Origin of the sequence: Arthrobacter sp. 754 (assembly GCF_040548695.1) — a bacterium.
GTDB lineage: Bacteria > Actinomycetota > Actinomycetes > Actinomycetales > Micrococcaceae > Arthrobacter.
Genome location: NZ_JBEPSC010000001.1, coordinates 478,048 through 498,095 on the forward strand (window position 1 = coordinate 478,048; position 20,048 = coordinate 498,095).

The window sequence follows — 20,048 nt, forward strand, 5'->3', positions numbered from 1 at the left end:
GCGGGAGCGGACCAGATCCCGATCGTGTAACGGTACCCGGACGCCGGTGACCTCACCGAGCTTGCCCTGCCGGGCCAAATGCTGCGCATCTTTCGCATCGGTCTTTACCCGGTCCCCAGATGTGCACTGGAGCTTGGGCGGAGCTGCGACCACCGTTTCGACCCGGCGGCCAGCAGGAACCTGGCCAGGCCGAAGCCTGTCGGGCCCGCTTCGTAGACGACTCCCACCGGCGATGCCAGAGGATCCCGGCAAGAATCTCGCCATGATCCGGAGTCATCCGGTGGAGAATGATTCCCCGGTCTTGTCAGCGCGTCCAAGGCGCCGGCCAACGGTGCGGGCATGGACGTCCAACCGACCCTTGTACGCTCGAACGTAGCTGGAAACTCCAAATTTCAAATGTGGCCTACCTGTCCACGGAGTGTGGCAGGCAACCCACGCCTTGCTTAGAAAAGGAGGTTCCGCCCCTGACCACACTTCCGGGTCCTTTCGACAGAGGCCATCCGCGCCTCGGCCAGGACCGGAACATCACTGCCCCGAGCGCATCACACGCCCCGTCAAGCTGGGTGATCCGGATCCGCATCGGCGACGGTGGCCTTCAGAAGGATCCGATGCGACCTGGGACGCCAGCCTCCTCCTGTTCGAATCGTCTAGAGGCGGACGCCGTATACAAATACTTGTTTGTCCTGCCAAATCATCTGGTGATCCAGCGTCAGGCATGACGCAGTCACCGGCTCGGTTGACAGTATTCGATCAAGCTCGGGCCAAGCACGCCCCAGAGTGCAGGGATCGATTGCGACACCAACGGCGTCAAAATCATTGTTGTCCCACTTTGTGGGTGCTCCGGGAGTCCATGAAAAGAAGATGTAGCCTCCGCCGCGATTCCAATTGACTGATTCCGCGCCCGAGGGGTCCAGCCTTCGCCAGGCTTCAAGATTCGGTCCGGAACGCTGAAGGCCTGAAAGCGAAGGGATGCCATTTGCCAAGAGCAATGTATTTAGCGCCGGGTCATTGCTTGCCCACAGCTTTCCACTTTCTCGCACTGTCGCTGCCTGGTTGGCCACCCACTCTGCAGTACTCGAAGCGCGGAGATCACCCACACCAGCGATTACGGGGTTGACCCGGACCACAGGAATGAGCGCCAAGACACATATGAGAGTCAAAGGCCAAACACGGTGCGGGAACTTTACCAACACAATAACGGCGAATGCCACCAGCGCTGCAGAAGTGAAACTGGCCTCAACCGTAAGGTCCGGTAGTTCTGAACTCCTGAGGAGTTCGCCCGCGTACACAGTCACCGCACCGCAGGCAATTCCTGCAGTCAAGGCAAGGCGCCAAGTCCCGTCTCCGCGCATGCGAGCCAGTAAAAGCGCGACCAGGACCACCGCAACCATGCCGATTACCTGAGAAACCCGGTAGGGGGGGATCAAACTGAACAGAGGGAACGACCGGCTCCATTCACCCAGTGGTAGCGTCATCCAAGCCAGCCAAAGCGCGGCCCAGCATGCCATCGTCAACTCCGGGATTCGCTGTAGCCATCCTCCTGCCCGCCAACTAACGGCGAATAATAGCGCCGCCACGAAAAAGAGGACCGTGAATGAAGTCGACAGCTCACTGGAGTTGATGCCGCTGGGCACAGATCGTAGCAATTGCCACAAATGAGGTGCGTCGAATATCTGTCCGAAAGGCTGAGGCTCCGCGATAGACCTCCGACCGCCCGGGTAGACAGTACCCGTCATGGCTGACAGTCCGGCGCGGTTCTCCCACAGGGTGCCAAGCCCGAACACTACTGCGGCGCCTGCAGTGATGCCGACGGCTACAAGCCGGGGCCTTAGCGATGCTTTCCGTGTGAGCACAAAGAGAGTTGACGCGACCAAGAGAGGAGTTCCGAGCAGGATGGCCCACGGCGCATACGACGAAGGCATTCCAGCAATAAGGATGCCAGCAGCAATAGCAAGGAGTGATCCCCGTACCCTTCGCATCTGCTCAAACGCGCGAAATGCCGCGATCATCAACGCACAACCGGCGGCGGTGTAGGCCATCATATGGACGGGAAGCAGCGACCACCACGCATTGGCCGGCGAGAGAGCAATCAGCCCCGCAGCGAACCACCCGTACCGGGTGGACAGGCCCATCAGCTTGAACCACGCCGGAAATGCGAGGAACAGGAACAAAGTAGGCAACCACCAATGAGCGGCGAAGAGTACGTCGTGGGGAACGAACGCACCCAAACGCAATATCTGTCCGTCGAAAAAGACCAGTTGCTCGAAAACGCCGTTAGTCGGATAACGGTGAACTAAGTCTGCCCGGGCTGCCAAAGGACTGAGGCTAGGCGAGTCCCCTGTCGCGATGATTGAAAGTGCAATAGCCGAGTTAGCGTGTATTTCGTCAGATCGGATCGGCTGGGCTGGCCCGAACTGCCACCCCAATGGACTGGTAGTTTCCTGCCGAAGATCTGCTATTCCAATGGACGAGGTTGTGACGCCTGCCAACGAAACAGCGAGGTATGCAATGACCACCAATGCTCTCGCCCAGCGATCCCCAACACATATATTCGTCCACAATTTGCTCAGCTGTTCAGACAATGTCGGCTGCCACGAGCTCGCCCGGAACCGCCGGCGCGGCCCGACCGACGCCTTGCCGACTCAAACGACGGCCCCGTATCACCGTGACTGTGGACCAGATCAGCATTCCGGCTACAGCCAGGGCCCAAAGCGGGATACCAACTCGCCATCCGGGAGGCTCGAAGCTAATGGTGATCAACTTGCCTTTGGCATCACCCGGAATAGCCAGGCCAAGGAGATAGCCGCCCACTGGACGTTGAGTAAATTGGGCACCGTCGATGCTGTATCCGGGCCACGGAAGCCGGCTCAGTGCCGCGCGCCCGCCGGATGCAGGCACCTCGTCTACCCGAAGGACGACTTTAGTGTCGTCCCGCGAGATTTCGCTCAGTTGTGTCCCGGAACGGGTCCAAGTGACACCACCGGCAGGGCCCAAGGGTACGTCACGGCTCCATAGGATGGTTCCCTCGGTCTCTGCCGCTACGTGCCAACCGTCAGGAACTTTGGGGATCTCCACTTCTTCGTCCCGTGAGACGTAGTTGTTGGAGGCCGTCGCTCTTTGGGGCTTGTTGAATGACTCTTTGAGGATCTGAACGTTATCGATGTGCAGCTCATCAACGAGCAACATTCCCGTCTCCGCCCTGCGGTCGAACAACCGTTCAGCAAGTTCCGGACACGTCCCTCCCAAGTAGCGTAAGCAAAGGAGCTCATTGAGCTTGGAATAGCCGACCAGTTGATAGCGGTTCATGACGGTGGCGTCACTCACATACCAGGCGTTGGCCATGAGCGTCTGCTCCCATGTGACCTGCTCCTGCGGATAATCCAGTGGATCACCAACTACGATCACATCGTTTCTCACGCCCTGGAGAACACCCTTATAGGTAGAGACGTCTTCGGGTTGATTCGCGATCGATAAACCGCTGCGGGGGGATGTCCGGTGCTGGAGCACCGTGGTCGCCGTCGTCGCAAGCAGCACACCGATCGCGAGGAGTGAGAGCGCGCTCAATCCGTACTTATTCCAGCGGTGTTCCTTAACTTCCGGGTGGTTCAGCAGCCACCAAATGCCCAGAAGCCCGCTGACAACCAGGACTGATGCCAAGGTGATGGTTAGGAACCGCCCTGGAATCTGCGCCCAGCCGAGATAAGCCGCCAGCCCGACGAGCCCCAGTGCGAAGTAGAGGGAGGGACGGCTTATCACGGGCCGCCTTGAGCGGGCGAGCGTAACCACCAACAGCAGAACCGCCGCCATCGCGACGTAGGGCATGAAGCGGGCAGGATAGCGCAGTGGACCGATGGTCGTCGGCAGCAGGACAAAGGCGGCGGATGCTGCCAGGAAGAAGAACAGGTCGCGGAGTTCGGTTGACAGTTTCTGGAAAGCGCTCCAGCTAATGAACGCGATGGCCGGCAGGAACCATGCAATATAGGCGGCCGGGCTCGTTGCCGCCGTTCCCGACCACCACCAGGAAAGAAGCTGGGGGTAAGCGGTGGCGATCGGGGCCATGAGCAAACTCGTGAAGTCGATGCTCATGTAGTCGTCGTTCCAGACGCCCGTTGTTCCGCGTGTAGTCACTGCAGCGGTAAGGACCCCTGGGAGGAATACGACGACGGCGACAACCCCCAGGGAAACACCCGTAATGGCAATGCGGACCGCTTGCAGCCACGCCCTCCTAATCAACGTCTCGATACCGACGGCGAGGAGGATGAATCCGATAGCGACGGTGCCGGCTACATAACCGACTGTGACGATGAGATAACCCGTGACAAAGGCCCAGATGGGGTTGCGTTTGCCAGCCATGAGCTCGCGCAGTTCCGCCCAGAAAAACGGAAAAATCGCCCACACGAGTGCTCCGGTGACCCACGACGGCGCATCGAAATACATCGTGAAACCGTTGAGTGGCACAGCTATGCCGGCTACGAAAGCCCATTCCGGCGGCACGGAGTAGCTTCTGGCGAGAACGAAGGTCCCAATTCCCGCGACTATAAGCATGGCGACCTTCAACGCCGTTGTCAGGACAACGGCGTTCGGGCTGATATAGGTAAGAACACCGAACAGCATGACCAACGGGTTCCAAGTGCCCCACTGTCCTTCGGCAATGAAGTTCCCGCTCGACCAGACTGAGGGGCTTAGGACCGGCACTTTCCCCTGAAACAGACTCTCACCGAGGTGGTACCACACTCCGTAAGCGCCGTTTTCCGTATCGTCCTGGAAGTAATACCGGCGGTAGAACATCAGCGGGATCAGACTGAGCATCAAGACCGCTCCGGCCGTTGACAGTAGCCACTTCCTGTTGCGTGACGAGGGCGGTAGGGAAGGCTGCAATTCACGATCCGTTCAGTTTGGGCATGCGTCCGCCGCAGTGACAGCGCGCGAGGGACAGGGCCCATATTACCTGAGGGACGTTCCGGACGCTGCAGGCGGAGGCTGCGCACGGTCCCGGGGGATCCAAGCATGTGGCGCCGGCGCCAACATTGCCCGGTTGAGCCGGTAGAATCTCCTAATATGACGCTCGCTCAACCAGAGACCAACTCAACGCCCCATCGCATATCCGTGGTCATCCCCGTGTACCAAGGCGAGAAGACTCTGGTGGGAGTGGTTAACGAACTTCTCCCCTACCGGCAAGTGTCAACCACTAAGGGTGGCCACGATTATGTGGTCTCGGAAGTCCTGCTGGTCTTTGACCATGGTCCAGACAATTCAGCCGCCGTCATCCGGTCTCTCACTGGTTCCATAGATATAGTCCGTGGCGTTTGGCTGAGCCGCAACTTCGGGCAGCATGCTGCCACGTTGGCCGGGATGGCCTCCGCTGGGGGCGACTGGGTCGTCACAATGGATGAGGATGGACAGCATGACCCGGCAGCCATCGGTGATCTCCTTGATACGGCCATGACCGAGAACGCAGCTGTGACCTACGCGATGCCCAGCAATCCTGCGCCGCACGGTTTCCTCCGGAACGTGGCTTCGAAGGGCGCCAAGCGCGCGGTTCGCTTCCTGCTCTCCAGCGACGATGCTACGAGCTACCAGAGCTTTCGTCTGGTGACCGGTGAAGTCGCACGCTCGGTCGCCGCCTATGCAGGTCACGGTGTCTACCTCGACGTCGCCATGGGTTGGATTGCCGACAAGACAGCGACCTGCCCGGTGATGCTGCGCGAGGAGGGTGACCGCCGCTCCGGCTACCGCCTGCGCTCCTTGCTGTCACATTTTTGGCGCATGGTGATTTCCAGCGGAACGCGTGGGCTTCGCCTGGTCAGTCTGATAGGCGCAGTTTTCGCACTGGCTGGCATCGGGCTCGCCATCTACTTCATCATCGCCTACCTGACGGGCCACGGAGCCGGCCAGCAGGGTTGGACATCAACCATGGTGGTCCTTCTAGTAAGCACGGGGGTCACCCTTTTTGCCTTGGGGGTCATCGCTGAATATGTCGGCGTTAACGTCAATATGGCGATGGGGAAGCCTGCCTACCTGATTGTGAGCGACCCCGCATTAGGTCCGCTCGGCAAGACCGCTCATCAGTCACCGGCCCCGTTGCCCTCCGGCCCTGTGGCTAATGCAGGGTAGGCCCACGTGGGTGATCGGCGCCGGAGGCCTCCTCGGCAAGGCTGTCGTCAGAGAACTTCAATCGCGCGGCGTTACTGCCCTGACCAGCAAGATTCCGTGGTCCGACCCCGAGTCCGCGCTTAATGCATTCAGGAATGGTGCCGCGGCACTCGCTGAGGCAGCGGCTTCGGGTCCCTGGACGATTGCCTGGTGCGCAGGCGCCGGCGTCACCGGAACCTCTCCTGAAGCCCTCGAGGCAGAACTCTCGCTGTTTTCGCAAGCGCTCAAAGTGTTCGAAGAGGACCTCTGCGCCGACGGAGGACAGAACGGGGCAATGTTCCTGGCGTCATCGGCCGGGGGCGTCTACGCGGGGTCAAGCACCCCGCCGTTCACAGAGGACAGCCCTGTGCAGCCTCTGGCGCCGTATGGATTCGCCAAGCTGCGGGCCGAAGCAGCGGTGGCCGACTTCGCACGGCGTACGGGCGTCCGGACTTTAATCGGCAGGGTCAGCAATTTGTACGGCCCCGGCCAAAACCTGCGGAAGCCGCAGGGCCTCATCTCGGTTTTTGCCAAAGCGCACCTCACGGGCGCTCCGGTTTCGGTCTACGTGTCATTGGACACCCTGCGGGACTATCTGTTTGTCGACGACGCGAGCCGGCTTGTTGCGGACGGACTCGACCGACTGGTCTGTCCTGACGTCCAGGCAGGAGAGTCGGTCATCAAGATCTTAGCGTCTCAGCGGGCAGACACCATCGGGAATCTTATTGGTGCTTGCCGCGCGATCTTCAAGCGGCGCCCTCTGATCATCCTGGGCGCATCCCCCTTCGCCAAGGCCCAGGCGCATGACCTGCGCCTGAAATCCACGGTCTGGGCCGAACTGGACGCGCATCCCGTGACGCCGCTTGCAGTTGGCATCAACAACACGGTCCAGGAAGTCCAGCGGCTGGCCCTCTCGGGTCAACTCTGACGCGGCATGCAGCCGCAATTGAGAGCCTGCCGGCGCTGGCCCGTTGTGACTGCCTTGCCGCTCTTCGGTAGTCTAGGGTGTGTCTTTGCCGGTAACGGTTCCAGGAATTCAAAGAATAGGTCGGTCCCATGAAGCAGCCTGAAACGCCCGGAGAGGCTGTCAAGGGTATCCATAATGGACCTCCGGGACCCCTCCTGAGGATCATTAAGGACGAACGAGTAGCCTTCGTCCTTGTGGGAGGCGCCAACACAGCCTTCAGCACCGGCCTTTTTATAACAATTGCATGGTTCAACCCCGGCCTGCCCTCGCCGGTGGTTCTCAGCATCGCATTCGTCGTTTCGCTGATAGCGGTGTTCTTCGTCTACCGGAAGCTGGTGTTCCGCGTCAAAGGCCACTTCTGGTTGGATCTGGGCAGGTTCACCTTAGTCAACCTAACGATGTTCTTTACGAACATGGCGCTGCTGCTGCTGGCCCACGAAGTCCTCGGATATCCGCAGATTCCGGCCCAGATAGCCATCACGTGTGTGACCGTCATCATCAATTACTTCGGCCACAAGTATTTCTCATTCCGCCGAAACCCCGAATCCGTGTCCCCCAAAGAAGCCTCCAAGGAAAGCACCACATGATCCCCAAAGTCTCGATCGTCGTTCCAGCGTATAACAATGTCCAGTACATCGATGAGACCCTCCAGTCGGTGTTGAATCAGACCTTCGAGGACTACGAGGTGGTGATTGCCGACCATTCATCGATCGACGGTACGGCTGAAATTATTGCCCGTTACGCGGACAACCCCAAAGTCCGCGTTCTGACACCGACGCCGACCGGCGGTGGAGCCCAGGCCAACTGGAACCGCGTCAGCCAGGCGGCCACAGGGGAATACCTCAAACTGGTGTGCGGCGACGACCTGATCTCGCCCGACGCGCTGAAGCTCCAGGTAAAAGCCCTCGAGGACAACCCGGGGGCTGTCATGGTCTCGTCCCGCCGTGATCTCGTTGACGCCAATGGGAGGCTATTCCTCAAGGGCCGCGGGCTGCAGGGCGTAGACGGCCGAATAAGCGGGCGAAAAGCCATCCGAGCCACCGTTCTCGCTGGCTCCAACATCTTTGGCGAACCTGCCTGCTCACTATTCAAACGCGAGCTGCTCGCCGTGGAAGGATGGTGGGATAACTCCCACCCCTACCTCATTGACGAAGCGACACTGGTACGCATCTGTCGCCACGGCGACTTTGTGGCGCTGCGCGAAACTCTGGCGTCCTTCAGGATCAGTGCAAGCCAGTGGAGTGTGAGGCTGGCCCGCCAGCAGTCCGACCAGGCGATCGCTTTCCATAACCAGCTTAGGAAAGACGACCCATTGCTGCTTAGCCGGTTCGATGTGGCGGTTGGAAACGCAAAGGCAATCGCGATGTCGTACGCGCGGCGACTGGCCTACGTCCGGCTGAACCGGCGGATGGGACATCAGCACGCCGTCCAAAGCACGGTCTAGCTTGTAGGAGCGCCGCCCACGCGGGCGGCGCTGTGCGGCCGGATGTGCTGGTGGCGCCTTGGCTTTAGCAAGGCGCCACCAGCACATCAGGACGCTGGCGTCGATTCTGTCTGCCGCCGGGGAAGCTCACCTGCGGCTCCACCACGGCGCTGCGGCGAAGCCCTGCGTTTCCGTCCTCGACGTAAGAAGAGTTCGGCGAGAGTCCAGGCTGCGGAAACCCCAAGTGCCAGAACGATGGAGCCAACGACAACCGGCCAACCCGGCGGTTCGAATCGCACCGTGATGATTTTTCCGGCAGACCCAGCCGGAATGTCCATTGCGAGAAGGTACCCGCGGTGCGGCGCAGTGATAGCCGCCCCGTCGGCATCGTATCCTGGCCATGCCAGTCGGCTGAGCACTGCCTTACCAGCAGCATCGCCCATCCGGTCCACGCGGAGCACAACCTCCTGATTGCTTTCCGAGACCAAGGAAAGGGCTGTTCCATCTGAGGACCAGACCAGTTGGCCAGTGTTCAGCAACGGCTGGTCACGGACCCATGTAGCCGTGTCGACGGACCTGCTGGCTTCGCGCCAGCCAACCGGTGGGCTGGCATTGAACGCTCCGTCGGACAATGGGTCTGGATCACGAAGGAGTTGGACCGTGTCGATGGACAGCAGGTCCGCCAGCGGCTTGCCTGTAGCAGCGTCGGCCTCGAACAATTTTCGGCCGGACGCTGGACACGTCCAGCCATGACTGGAGATACAGAGGTCTTCAGCGTATTTCGCAAACATGATTGGCGAATACAGGTTCTGGACCTCGGCAGAATTCAGATACCAGGCGTTTGCGGCGAGCGTTTCATTCCAGATTCCCGGTCCCAACACAGTGGGATCCCCGACGATAAATGTGCCGCCTTGGGCTGCGGGAAGTTGACCGGAGTATCCTGCCCGGCTATCAGGCATTCGGTAGTCTGGCAGGGGCGAAGATTTAAAGGCCACATGCTGACCCACGGCGATGACCATACTCACCAACAGTATCCCTGCGGCCACCACTGCCGGGCCTTTGAGACGCGGCCGTAGCCGGGGAATATAGAGCAACAAGAGAACCGCGGCGATACCTCCGACGGACAGCAAACCGAAGAGCGCTGCAACCCGGAAAGACGGGTACTGGCTCCAGGCGAGGTACAGCCCGGAAAAAACCAGCGCGGAGGTGATGATGATGCGTCCACGGCCCAGCGTTGTCACCCTGAAGCGCGAGACCATCACTGACAGGGCCAGCAGTGCCGCCAAAGAAACATACGGCATGATCCTGATGGGAAAGCGAAGAGGCCCCAGATCGCTGGGAGCCAACGTCAAGGCCAGCGCCACCAGCCCTACGACCCCGAGGGACGACAGTTCCCGGCCGGCTGCCTTCACCTTTGCATAGTCCACAATGGTGAAAAGGGGAAGGAACCAGGCCACGTACAAGAGTGGGACAGTGGCAAAACTGCCCCACCACCCAGTGACTTGGGGCAGGCTTCCAGGCACCCAGGCCGTCAGCAGGCCGGTCAGATCGGGTGTCAGGAAGCCATTGTTCGTGATGCCGCCGGTGCGGGCAGTTACTGGAGCAGTCAGAACGCCTGGGAGGTAAACCGCCAGCGCCACAAGCCCACAGACCATGCCGGCGAGAAGCAGGCGGACGGCTCCGCTGCGGCTACGGTGCAACCACGCCTCAATGAGCAGACCCGCGAATACAACGGCCAAAAGGAGCGTTCCGTGGACATAGCCAATAGTTATTAGTATGTAGGCGGGAGTTATTGCGGAGAACGGATTTTTGACCTCAAAGGCCATCCGACGCAGCCCGCACCACGTGATAGGCAGGAGGCTGAACACCATCAGCCCAGTGACCCAAGAAGCCGCATCGATATACACAGTGAATCCGGTCAGTGTCACTGCAACCCCAGCGATGGCTGACCATTCCGCGCTTGCCTTGTAATTCCTGGCCAGCAGGAAAGTGCCTGCCGCCAGTGTGCAGAGGAAGGTGATCTTCAGAATCGTCGAAAAGAGGACAATGTTTGCTGAGCGGCTGGCTGCCCAGCCCATAAAGAGGATAACCGGGTTCCAGATCCCCCATTGCCCCTCGGCGGCGTAGTTGCCAGCCCCCCATGCACTGTCACTGAAGAGCGGCCACTCCCCCGCGCTGAGCTTGGTCCCGATTTCGAACCAGATGCCGAACGCGCCGGCTTGGGTATCGTCGAAGTAGTAGAACCTGTTATTGGTGACGAGCGGAATCAACGAACCGAGGAGAGCGACCATCACAGTCACTGCCAGCCACGTCAGATCCCCGCGCTTGCGCAACTGACTCACAAACTATCCCCGGACTCCGCGTGAGCGGAACGCCGCCTCAGCTCCGACACGACCGCGTGCACTTCGCCGTCCATAACCACATTCCCGTGCTCAAGGAGGACTCCCCGCTCGCAAACGGTTGACACGAGGTCAAGATCATGGCTGACCACAAACAGCGTCTTCCCGTGCGCGGACAGTTCCTTGATCTTTGCAATGCACTTTCGCTGGAACGGTTCGTCGCCGACGGCGAGAATCTCGTCGATGAGGAAAACCTCTGGATCGGTGTGAACAGCGATGGAGAAAGCCAATCGGAGGTACATTCCTGAGGAGTAAAACTTCACCTCGGTGTCGATGAATTCGCCGATTTCAGAGAATTCAACGATGGAGTCGAACATCTCATCAATCTGTTTCTCGGTCATGCCAAGGATGGCACCGTTGAGGTAGACGTTGTCACGTCCACTGAGGTCGTGGTGAAAGCCTGCCCCAACTTCGATGAGGCCGGCTACGCGTCCGCGGGTGCGGACGGTACCTCCGTCCGGCTGAAGAACACCTGAGATCAGTTTAAGAAGCGTGGACTTGCCGGAGCCGTTAAGCCCTAGGAGTGCCACCGTCTCCCCCTGCTTCACCTCCAGGGACACGTCAGTCAATGCCATAAACCTCTTCGACAGATCGCCCTTGCGTCCCTTAATTAACCAAACCAATGCTTCCTTGAGGGAACGGGTATGGCGAAGAACGAATTGTTTGCGGACGCCAATGCAGCTAATTGCAATGTGGCCGTGCGACGTCATGTCAGAGCTCCTGAGCAAAATGTAATGAAAGGCGCCGGAACATCAACTGACCAAGGAAGAGGATGGCGACGGAAATGAGCAAGGACACTGGGAGCCAGAAGGTCAGCAAATCCGGGGCCATCGTCTCGCTGACCATCTGGTCCGCCTTTAGCGTCGGCTCCCAAAACGCCCAGTGGAAGATTTCGACGGCGGTGGTGATCGGGTTTAGTTGGTAGACCCAGTACAAGGGCCCCATGACCCGCTCCACCATGGTCCATACGTAAAGCACGGGAGAGGCCCAAGTGACAACCATAACGATCATGTCCACGATGTTTTCCGAGTCGCGGAAGTAGACGTTGACTGCGCCGAACATCAGGCCAAGGCCGGTAGCCAGCACAGCCATCATGAAGAAGATTAAGGTCGCGGCCGCCAGTTGCAGTACCGACGGCGTCCAGCCGACAGCCAGGCACGCCGCAATCAGCACTACCAGTTGCGGCAGGAAATGGGCGGCTGAGACCCACACAGTCGCCGCCGGAAATAACTCGCGCGGGAGATAGATCTTCCGGATGAGGTCCCGGTTGTCGACGATGGAGCGGGTGGCATTCGACAGGGATTCCGTGAAGAAGTTCACCAGGACGATGCCCGAGAAGAGGTAGATCGCGTAGTTGGGCGTCCCTCGTTCAAGATTCAGGAAGATGCCGAGCGCAATGAAGTAAATCAGAAACTGCATCAGTGGTTTCACATAGGACCACATCAGCCCAAGCACTGATCCCCGGTAGCGGATCTTGATTTCCTTGCGTACCAACAGCTTCAACAGGAATCGATCGCCGTATATGTCGAGGAGGCCCCGGCCCATACCGGGCCTGACGAGTTGGTCAGCCTGTCCGGCCATCTACCGACCGTCCCTGGCATCGGCGTCGAACGTCTTCTTCCACGCTGCCATCGAGGTAATCTCAGGAACTGCGGCGCGGTACTGCGCGGCAAGTTTGTCCCACTCCCGATAGAGCCGGAGATGCAAGCCAGTGGCCTCCACCAGCATCGACTTCAATTTTTTGGGGTCGCGCCGGTACCAGGAGGCTCCGGTACCCTCAGCATTGGACACGATAACGCTGTCGTAGTGGGCAAGCCGGAACCAGCGGTTGTCGCGGTGGGCCAAGAAACCCTGCGGACGTTGGGAGCTCTCCGGCGCGGGAGATTTGACCAGTTGCCGCGCCACGGTCTTGATACCCCAGGAAACGAGGTCCTTCTTGCGCGGCATGCCGATAGCTGCTCCCCCAATAGGGCCCCGGCCCAGCTTTGGCGCAGGGAATTCGTCAACGTCCTCCTTCAGCTGGGCGTCCGGGTACTCGGACTTCAGGGCATTGATCTCCGGAAGTCTTGTGGCCAGGACCCGGTGGAGGTCATCTGGTCCCTTGAAAATGTCCTTGAGCGCCTCGATCCGGCCATGCTCGGTGAAATACTGCATGGAAACGAGGTGCTTAACATCAGCCTGCACAGACTCCCGCAACACACGGCCGCCCTTAGGATAAGGGCTGTGAATGAGCGTGGTAATCAACCGGTTACGCCCGTGGAAGTACGACTGCCAGCCGACCATATCGTCTTTGTCGGCCCACGAGACATGCCATACCGCTGCACCTGGTAGAGATACGGTCGCAAAACCGGCTTCCCGGGCGCGCAGACCGTATTCGGCATCGTCCCATTTGATGAACAGCGGGAGGGAAAGGCCGATCTCCTCGATCACCTTGGTGGGGATCAGGCACATCCACCAGCCGTTGTAATCGACGTCCACGCGGCGGTGCAGCCAGGCAGTCTGCCGGAGGTTTGCGACGCTGAAATCGTGGCGCAGCTCCATGTCGGCGTGTGGCTGTGCGGGCACGATTCGGTAGGGGTCAACGACTTCGCCGAAGGTGTGCAGGACGCTGCGGCTGTACAGGTCGAACATGTGCCCGCCGACGATCGTCGGTTTGCGACAGCGGTCCGCGAACGTGAGTAGCCGGACAATGCTCTCGGGTTCCACGACAATATCGTCGTCAAGCAGCAGGACGTAATCACTGCCGTTCTCCACTGCCTCGTACATGCCGCGGGCAAAGCCACCGGACCCGCCCAGGTTGGCCTGGTTGATGACGCGCAGCTTGCCCCCAAGTGCCGCCTCAACCTCGGCGAAGCCCTCCTGGTCCTCCACTTTCTGCGTGCCCTGGTCCACGATCAGGATTTCCTTGACGTTCGTGAGGACCTCAAGGTTTTCTGCGAGAATTCTGGCGTTGTTCAGGCAAAAATCTGGCTTGTTCATGGTGGTGATTTCCAGAGTTACCTGACCATTTTCACGAGCAGCCTCCGCGGTCTCCCAGCGTCCGCTTTCCAGCACCAGCCCATCTGCACTGGCGGCAAGATCAAACCAGTACCAGCCACCGTCGCCGAACGGCTTGAGGGAGAGCTCGAAAACCGAGGTGGCCTCTCCTTCGACATGGTGCCCATCAACGCGTTGAACGGAACCCCTTGCGTTTGACTTGTAGACCGTGACCGTTCCGGCGCCGCTGGTCCTGACGACGAGCCGGATATCGCGGACGGATGTCCATCGTCGCCAATAACTTGCCGGGAAGGCGTTGAAGTAAGTGCCGAACGAGATCTGTTCACCGGATCGAACGCGCATGGATTCACGAGTGAGAAGGTCCTCGAAGTGCGCCTGGCTGCTGCCAGAACTAAACATCTGCAGTTTGTCTTCAGGCAGCTTAGGCGAGCGGGCCAGTTCGTCGTTCTCCCGGAGCCGGATCCCGCTAGCCGGGCCGGCATCCACGTACAGCGGGATGGTGTCTGTCTGATCGGCGGAGGGCAGGATTACCCGTTGGATCGTTGCCCAGTCAATGACTGCGTCGCCGGAGCTCATGCAGTGACTCCTCCACTTTCAATTTTGGCGCCACCCTCAAAGTGCGGGCGGATTGTATTATCGAACATGGTCAGCGCGGACCCGATGGCCATGTGCATGTCCAGGTACTTGTAGGTACCGAGCCGTCCGCCGAAAAGTACGTCTTTCTCGGCCGCCGCCAGGTCCCGGTACTTGAGCAGGCGCTCCCTGTCCGCGGCCGTGTTGATGGGGTAGTAGGGCTCGTCGCCCTTCTCCGCGGCGCGGGAGAACTCGCGCATAATGACGGTTTTCTCCGTCTGGTACTCGCGTTCCGGGTGGAAATGGCGCGGCTCGATGATGCGCGTGTAGGCCACATCGGCGTCGTTGTAGTTAACCACGGAGGTTCCTTGGAAGTCGCCGACGTCGAGCACCTCCTCTTCGAAGTCGATGGTGCGCCAGGAGAGGTCGCCTTCAGCGAAGTCGAAGTAGCGGTCCACTGGACCGGTGTAGATGACAGGGATATTGCCGACAACCTTGTTCTTGCTGTACTCGTGCGACTCGTCGAAGAAGTCGGTGTTGAGCCGGACTTCGATATTCGGGTGTTCCGCCATCTTCTCGATCCAGGCGGTGTAACCGTTCGTCGGGAGGCCTTCGTACTTGTCGTTGAAGTACCGGTTGTCGTAGTTGTAGCGCACCGGGAGGCGGGAGATGATCCCCGCGGGCAGGTCCTTGGGATCCGTCTGCCACTGCTTGCCGGTGTAGTGCTTGATGAACGCCTCGTACAGCGGCCGCCCGATGAGCTGGATGCCCTTATCGTTCAGGTTCTGGGGATCGGTTCCCGCCAGTTCGCCGGCCTGTTCCTGAATCAGTGCCTTAGCCTCACCCGGGGTCATGTTGGCGCGGAAGAACTGGTTGATCGTAGCCAGGTTGATCGGGAGGGAGTAGACCTCTCCCTTGTGCACCCCGTACACCTTGTGGACGTAGTTGGTGAAGGTGGTAAACCGGTTCACGTACTCCCACACGCGTTCATTCGAGGTGTGGAAGAGGTGGGCGCCGTAGCGGTGGACTTCGATCCCGGTCTGCTCTTCAGTTTCGCTGTACGCGTTTCCACCTATGTGGTGGCGGCGGTCGAGTACGACGACCTTTAAGCCGAGCTCAGTGGCGGCCTGTTCTGCGATTGTCAGGCCGAAAAAGCCAGACCCTACAATGACGAGGTCAGCGGTCACAAAATCTCCAGTTTCGAGTGAGGGCAGCACAACACCATGCCTTGTCTGCTGTTCCAGCCTACCCGAGACCCCGTTGTGACCGTCCAATTGGGTGAGCCATCACCCACCCCCAGGCCTCAACCCGGTTCGCCTCCTTTTCCACATAACGCCGTCCAGTCCACATAGGGACACCCACCCACGACACCCGCCCACGTGATGGCTACCTTGGAGAAAAGCTGACCGTTAGGAACTGAAAACCATGTTGTTGCACTGCACGCTCGTCCGGAGCCCCGGCGCTGCCCTGCAGGAGCCCCCGGCAGAACTGACCATCGAGGGCCCGGAAGGGCACCCGGGAACGGAACTGCAGGCACAACTGACCGCCCGTTTCAGGACGGGACGGGTGTGCGTCGACGGCCAGGATGTGGGTTCACTCACTTTCGGACAGCGTCCGCTTGTCAACGGAGCCGTTCTTGTTGACGGCGCCGCGCCGGACGGCGGGCTCCGGCCGAGGCAGCGCACCTCGGATCCTCCCGCCTCACTTGCACTTGCGGTCCACAGCGGCGCCGGGGCTGGCATCGTTGTGCCACTCCGGCGGGGCACGTACACCATCGGCCGGAGCCACGGTGAAATCCTCATTCCCGACGCGGATCTTTCCCGGGAACATGCGAGCCTGGTGGTGACCGAGTCCGCTATCTCGATTGTGGATCTGGACAGCGCCAATGGCACCGAGGTGGACGGCGAGCGCGTGCGAAGCGCCATCATTTCGACCGGATCGACCATTCGCTGCGGCAATTCGACCCTGTCTTTGGTCTTCCTCGAACAGCCCGGTAGCACATTGGATGAAGCCGGGCTGGCTGTCGACGAGCCGTTAATTGTCAGCCGGCGTGAGGATCCCGCCAACCGTACGGCGCTGCTGGTGACGGCTGTGTTGCCGCTCGTCATCGGGGTGGGACTGGCCGTGGTCACCGGCATGTGGATGTTCCTCGCCTTCACCGCCGTCTCGGCGGTCTCCATTGTGGTGCCTCTGATCTCCGGCCGCCGGCAACGCCGCGAACTCGCTGCTGCGGTCCGCGCCGCCGTGGCCACCGATCAGGAACGACGACGGCGGGCCGCCCCGCCGCTGTCGGACCTGACCGTCGCTCTCAGGATCCGGGGCCGCGGCAACCTCGGCGGGCCAGCGCGCATGCAGGTGCCCGGTCCGGGCGAGGGCAACGGTATATGGCTGCGCCTGGGCCAGGCCGTGCAGCCGGCCAACCTGCGGTTCGAGCCGCCTGATCCGGGCCGGTCGATTCCGCCTGGCGGCATGCTGCCGTTGACCCTCAACCCGGACAAGCCGCTCACCACAATCCGGGGGCCGAAGGCTTCGGTCGTTGGACTCGTTCGGTCCCTCGTCATCCAACTCGCCGGCTATCCTTCGGGCTGCGGCATCCGTGTGCTGATTCATGGCAGCGCGGACCAGCTTCCGCTCGGCGCCCGCTATCTGAATGGCATCACGCTCTCCAGTGCGGCAGCCACGCTGGAGCCAATGCTGCAGCGCGATCCCCGCCCCGGGCAAGGAGTCCTGATTCTGCTGGATACCGCCGTATCCGCTGACCGGATCATCGGGACTGCTCACGCGAAGGCGTGGCAAGTCCTGCGGTTCGTAAGCAGCACAGCAGCCACGATGCTGGCCGATGTCGAACTCGGTGAACGGTCATCGCTCTTCCGCGCAGGTGACGAGGACATCCGGTTCGCCCCGGATCTGGTTCCCTTGGACGTCTTCAACACGTTGTGCCGGCAGTTGGCGCACAATGCCACTGAAGCCGCGCCCTCCAGCCAAACCATCCCCACGTCGTGCCGGCTTGAGGACCTGCTCCCCCACTCGGCAGCGGAAACGTCGGAAAGGTGGTCAGCGAACTGCAACCGCGCCGGCCTTGCAGTCCCCATCGGCATCGGCATGGGCGGTACCCGCATACTCGACCTTGAAGCGGACGGGCCCCACTTGCTGGTCGCCGGCACCACCGGTTCGGGCAAGTCCGAACTCCTGCGTAGCCTGACGGTTGCCCTGGCGCTCAGCTACCCGCCGGATCGCATCAACTTCCTCTTCGTCGACTTCAAAGGTGGCTCGGGACTAGGGCCACTGACCGGGCTGCCGCACTGCGTGGGAATGCTCACAGACCTTTCGAGCCATGAGCTGGACAGGGCCTTACGGTCCCTCCGGGCCGAAATCAGGTACCGCGAGCAAGCCCTCGCCGGCGCTCAGGCACCCGACCTGTCGTCCTACCGATCCTCAACAGCTGGTGGCCCACCGCTCCCCCACCTCGTGATTGTCATAGATGAATTCCGCATGCTGGTAGAGGAGGCACCCTCGGCTCTTAGTGAGCTCATGAGGATCGCGGCAATCGGCCGTTCGCTCGGGATTCACCTCATCATGGCAACGCAACGTCCCCAAGGGGCGTTGACGGCGGACATCCGCGCTAACGTGACCACAAGCATTGCGCTGCGCGTCCAATCCGAGATGGAGTCCATGGACATCATCAATTCCAAAGCCGCAGCCGGCATCAGCGTAGATACTCCTGGCAGGGCCTTTCTGGTGCGTGGGACAGAAGCTCCAACAGAGTTCCAAGCCGGTTCGCTGACAGCAGGAGCCGTGGATACCGAACCCGCCGGAATGTCGGTTCACTTGGCGGTGGAATGCATTGACTCCCCCACGGAAACGCCGCGGCCCGGGGCTGTTGGCCCCGAACAGACTCCCGCCACGGCAACCGCTCCCCTGGTTGCTGCCATGTCCGGACTGTGGAAGTCCGTGGAAGGCAGAGCCGTCCGGAGACCCGTGGCTTCGCCGCTCCCGACTGTGCTGCCCGAACCTGATGGCTTCCCCATCCCACCGGCTGCCACCGGTTCGGTGGCTGATTCAGCCGACGGTGCAGGGCACGCTGCCCATGGCGGCCGTGGCGGCGGTGCCGGCGGCAGCGGCAGCGGCAGCGGCAGCAACGGCTGGTCCGTCGGACTCGGACTGATGGACCTCCCCACCGAACAAAGGACAGCACCCCTGATCTGGGAACCTGCCCGGCTCGGACACCTGGCGCTTGTCGGCGCACCGGAGTCTGGAGTCCCGGAGGCGATCCGGCTGGCTGTTGTGGCTCTGGCGTCACACCCGGTGGAATCGCACTTGTACGTCCTCGACCCGGACAGCTCGTTCAATGGAATTGCTTCCCATTGTCGGGTGGGTGCCAGGGCCGGTCTCCATGAGGTCCGGCGCGCGGTCCGCATCCTGGAGCGTCTAACGCAGGAGCAGTCCCGGCGTCTGGGCCGCACGGCCGATTCGGGCCACACCCCACTCGTGCTGGCGGTCGCCGGGTGGGGTTCGTGGGTCTCGGCTTTTCGTGCCGGCCCTTGGGGCTGGGCGGAGGATCTCGTCCATGACCTGGTCCGCGACGGCGGCCGGGCGGGGATAACAGTGGTTATCTCCGGGCAGCGCGAACTGGCGACCTCCAGGTTCTTCGCAGCCATTCCCAACCGGGTGTACTTCCCGGCAGGGTCCAGCGAAGACAGCCGGCTGGCCTGGCCGAAACTGCCCTCGACCTTGTCGGCAAGCGGGCGGGGCGTCGCAGTAGGGGCCCTGGTGGCAGACGGTTCGCTTTCCGCTGTCGACACCGCCGTTTGTCAGTTCTACACGCCACGCGCGGAAGCTCAGGCAATCTCGGCCCGCCAAGCGAAAGATCCTTCCCTGCTGAGCCGGCCCTTCCGCGTTGAGCCGCTGCCGGAGATGGTCCCGGCGGGTCAAATACCGGGCGCGGGAACCACACCGAGGCCCACCCCGGGACACCGCGTCATCCGGATCGGCGTTGGCGGCGACGAACTGGACCCGGTATCCCTCCGGCTGCAGTCAGGCGGGGTCCTTGCCGTGCTCGGCGGCCCCTCGTCCGGGAAGTCATCCTTTCTCCGGCTCCTGCCTGCGCTCAACCCCGGGTCTGGACCGTGGCTCGGGCGTGAGCCGGCAGCCGAACCCGCGGTCTACTGGCCCAAGGTCCTGCGCCAGGTGGCTGCCGGCGAAATTGACCGGGGGTCTGTGGCATTGATTGACGACGCCGACCTCCTCGCGCCGGAGGTGAACCGCGACCTGGCTGACCTCCATGCGCTGGGCCTCACCATGGTTTTTGCCGCCGGCTTCAGCCCGGTTATCTCGCAGCGGATCCCGTTGGCGCTGCAGGCCCGCAACTCGGGCTCGGCATTGCTGATCGCGCCGAGGTCTTTCCTGGACGGAGACCTCTTTGGGGTTCGGTTCGAAGCGGAACCAAACCCTCCCCCGGGACGTAGCGTCTTGATCCAGAACGGCCGCGCCGCCCCGGTCCAGTTGGGCTGGATACCTCCGGATAAGGCTGGAACACCGGCGGCCTGACAAGCGTCAG

12 protein-coding genes are annotated in these 20,048 nt (G+C 61.1%); 5 read left to right on the plus strand and 7 right to left on the minus strand.

Features of this window, described 5'->3' with window-relative positions; genetic code table 11:
- Positions 1 to 647: 647 nt before the first annotated feature.
- Both ABIA70_RS02335 and ABIA70_RS02340 read right to left on the minus strand, forming a co-directional pair.
- The gene (locus tag ABIA70_RS02335; protein ID WP_502917147.1) at positions 648 to 2,582 is read right to left on the minus strand and encodes a DUF7657 domain-containing protein; all 1,935 of its coding nucleotides are present in this window, start codon (positions 2,580 to 2,582) and stop codon (positions 648 to 650) included.
- Positions 2,575 to 4,809, minus strand: coding sequence for a glycosyltransferase family protein (locus ABIA70_RS02340; RefSeq protein ID WP_354145988.1), 2,235 nt, complete (start codon positions 4,807 to 4,809; stop codon positions 2,575 to 2,577). Before ABIA70_RS02340 ends, ABIA70_RS02335 begins: the two co-directional genes overlap by 8 nt.
- A gap of 249 nt (positions 4,810 to 5,058) precedes the next feature.
- Here ABIA70_RS02340 and ABIA70_RS02345 point away from each other — a divergent pair, with 249 nt between their 5' ends.
- From ABIA70_RS02345 to ABIA70_RS02360, 4 genes are all read left to right on the plus strand, one after another.
- Complete coding sequence (locus ABIA70_RS02345) at positions 5,059 to 6,114, plus strand: glycosyltransferase (protein WP_354145989.1); 1,056 nt, start codon at positions 5,059 to 5,061, stop codon at positions 6,112 to 6,114.
- Between the two features lie 10 nt (positions 6,115 to 6,124).
- Positions 6,125 to 7,060 carry an NAD-dependent epimerase/dehydratase family protein gene (locus ABIA70_RS02350; protein ID WP_354145990.1) on the plus strand — a complete coding sequence of 312 codons (936 nt, stop codon included), beginning with the start codon at positions 6,125 to 6,127 and terminating at the stop codon, positions 7,058 to 7,060.
- Positions 7,061 to 7,188: 128 nt separating this feature from the next.
- The gene (locus ABIA70_RS02355) at positions 7,189 to 7,686 is read left to right on the plus strand and encodes a GtrA family protein (protein WP_354145991.1); all 498 of its coding nucleotides are present in this window, start codon (positions 7,189 to 7,191) and stop codon (positions 7,684 to 7,686) included.
- Positions 7,683 to 8,543, plus strand: a complete 861-nt coding sequence (locus ABIA70_RS02360; protein ID WP_354145992.1) for a glycosyltransferase family 2 protein — start codon at positions 7,683 to 7,685, stop codon at positions 8,541 to 8,543. Before ABIA70_RS02355 ends, ABIA70_RS02360 begins: the two co-directional genes overlap by 4 nt.
- 86 nt (positions 8,544 to 8,629) lie before the next feature.
- Here the strand turns inward: ABIA70_RS02360 and ABIA70_RS02365 are convergent, their stop codons facing one another.
- The 5 genes from ABIA70_RS02365 to glf are packed head-to-tail and all read right to left on the minus strand — an operon-like array spanning position 8,630 to position 15,678.
- Positions 8,630 to 10,864 (minus strand): hypothetical protein, encoded by a 2,235-nt coding sequence (locus ABIA70_RS02365; protein ID WP_354145993.1) that lies wholly within the window; start codon positions 10,862 to 10,864, stop codon positions 8,630 to 8,632.
- Positions 10,861 to 11,631: an ABC transporter ATP-binding protein gene (locus ABIA70_RS02370; RefSeq protein ID WP_354145994.1), complete on the minus strand. Its 771-nt coding sequence runs from the start codon at positions 11,629 to 11,631 to the stop codon at positions 10,861 to 10,863. Before ABIA70_RS02370 ends, ABIA70_RS02365 begins: the two co-directional genes overlap by 4 nt.
- A gap of 1 nt (position 11,632) precedes the next feature.
- Positions 11,633 to 12,502, minus strand: coding sequence for an ABC transporter permease (locus ABIA70_RS02375; protein ID WP_354145995.1), 870 nt, complete (start codon positions 12,500 to 12,502; stop codon positions 11,633 to 11,635).
- Positions 12,503 to 14,494: a glycosyltransferase gene (locus ABIA70_RS02380; RefSeq protein WP_354145996.1), complete on the minus strand. Its 1,992-nt coding sequence runs from the start codon at positions 14,492 to 14,494 to the stop codon at positions 12,503 to 12,505.
- Complete coding sequence (gene glf / locus ABIA70_RS02385) at positions 14,491 to 15,678, minus strand: UDP-galactopyranose mutase (protein WP_354145997.1); 1,188 nt, start codon at positions 15,676 to 15,678, stop codon at positions 14,491 to 14,493. Before glf ends, ABIA70_RS02380 begins: the two co-directional genes overlap by 4 nt.
- Before the next feature lie 238 nt (positions 15,679 to 15,916).
- Between glf and ABIA70_RS02390 the strand changes: the two genes are divergently transcribed.
- A complete protein-coding gene (locus tag ABIA70_RS02390) occupies positions 15,917 to 20,038 on the plus strand; it encodes an FtsK/SpoIIIE domain-containing protein (protein ID WP_354145998.1) in 4,122 nt (1,373 codons plus the stop codon).
- Positions 20,039 to 20,048 lie beyond the last annotated feature (10 nt).

What these genes read in the sequence shown, in the direction of transcription:
- ABIA70_RS02380 (WP_354145996.1), bottom strand. Translation starts at nt 14,494, where the DNA reads ATGAGCTCCGGCGACGCAGTCATTGACTGGGCAACGATCCAACGGGTA.
- ABIA70_RS02340 (WP_354145988.1), bottom strand. Translation starts at nt 4,809, where the DNA reads ATGCTCAGTCTGATCCCGCTGATGTTCTACCGCCGGTATTACTTCCAG.
- ABIA70_RS02345 (WP_354145989.1), top strand. Translation starts at nt 5,059, where the DNA reads ATGACGCTCGCTCAACCAGAGACCAACTCAACGCCCCATCGCATATCC.
- ABIA70_RS02390 (WP_354145998.1), top strand. Translation starts at nt 15,917, where the DNA reads ATGTTGTTGCACTGCACGCTCGTCCGGAGCCCCGGCGCTGCCCTGCAG.
- ABIA70_RS02355 (WP_354145991.1), top strand. Translation starts at nt 7,189, where the DNA reads ATGAAGCAGCCTGAAACGCCCGGAGAGGCTGTCAAGGGTATCCATAAT.
- ABIA70_RS02375 (WP_354145995.1), bottom strand. Translation starts at nt 12,502, where the DNA reads ATGGCCGGACAGGCTGACCAACTCGTCAGGCCCGGTATGGGCCGGGGC.
- ABIA70_RS02360 (WP_354145992.1), top strand. Translation starts at nt 7,683, where the DNA reads ATGATCCCCAAAGTCTCGATCGTCGTTCCAGCGTATAACAATGTCCAG.
- ABIA70_RS02370 (WP_354145994.1), bottom strand. Translation starts at nt 11,631, where the DNA reads ATGACGTCGCACGGCCACATTGCAATTAGCTGCATTGGCGTCCGCAAA.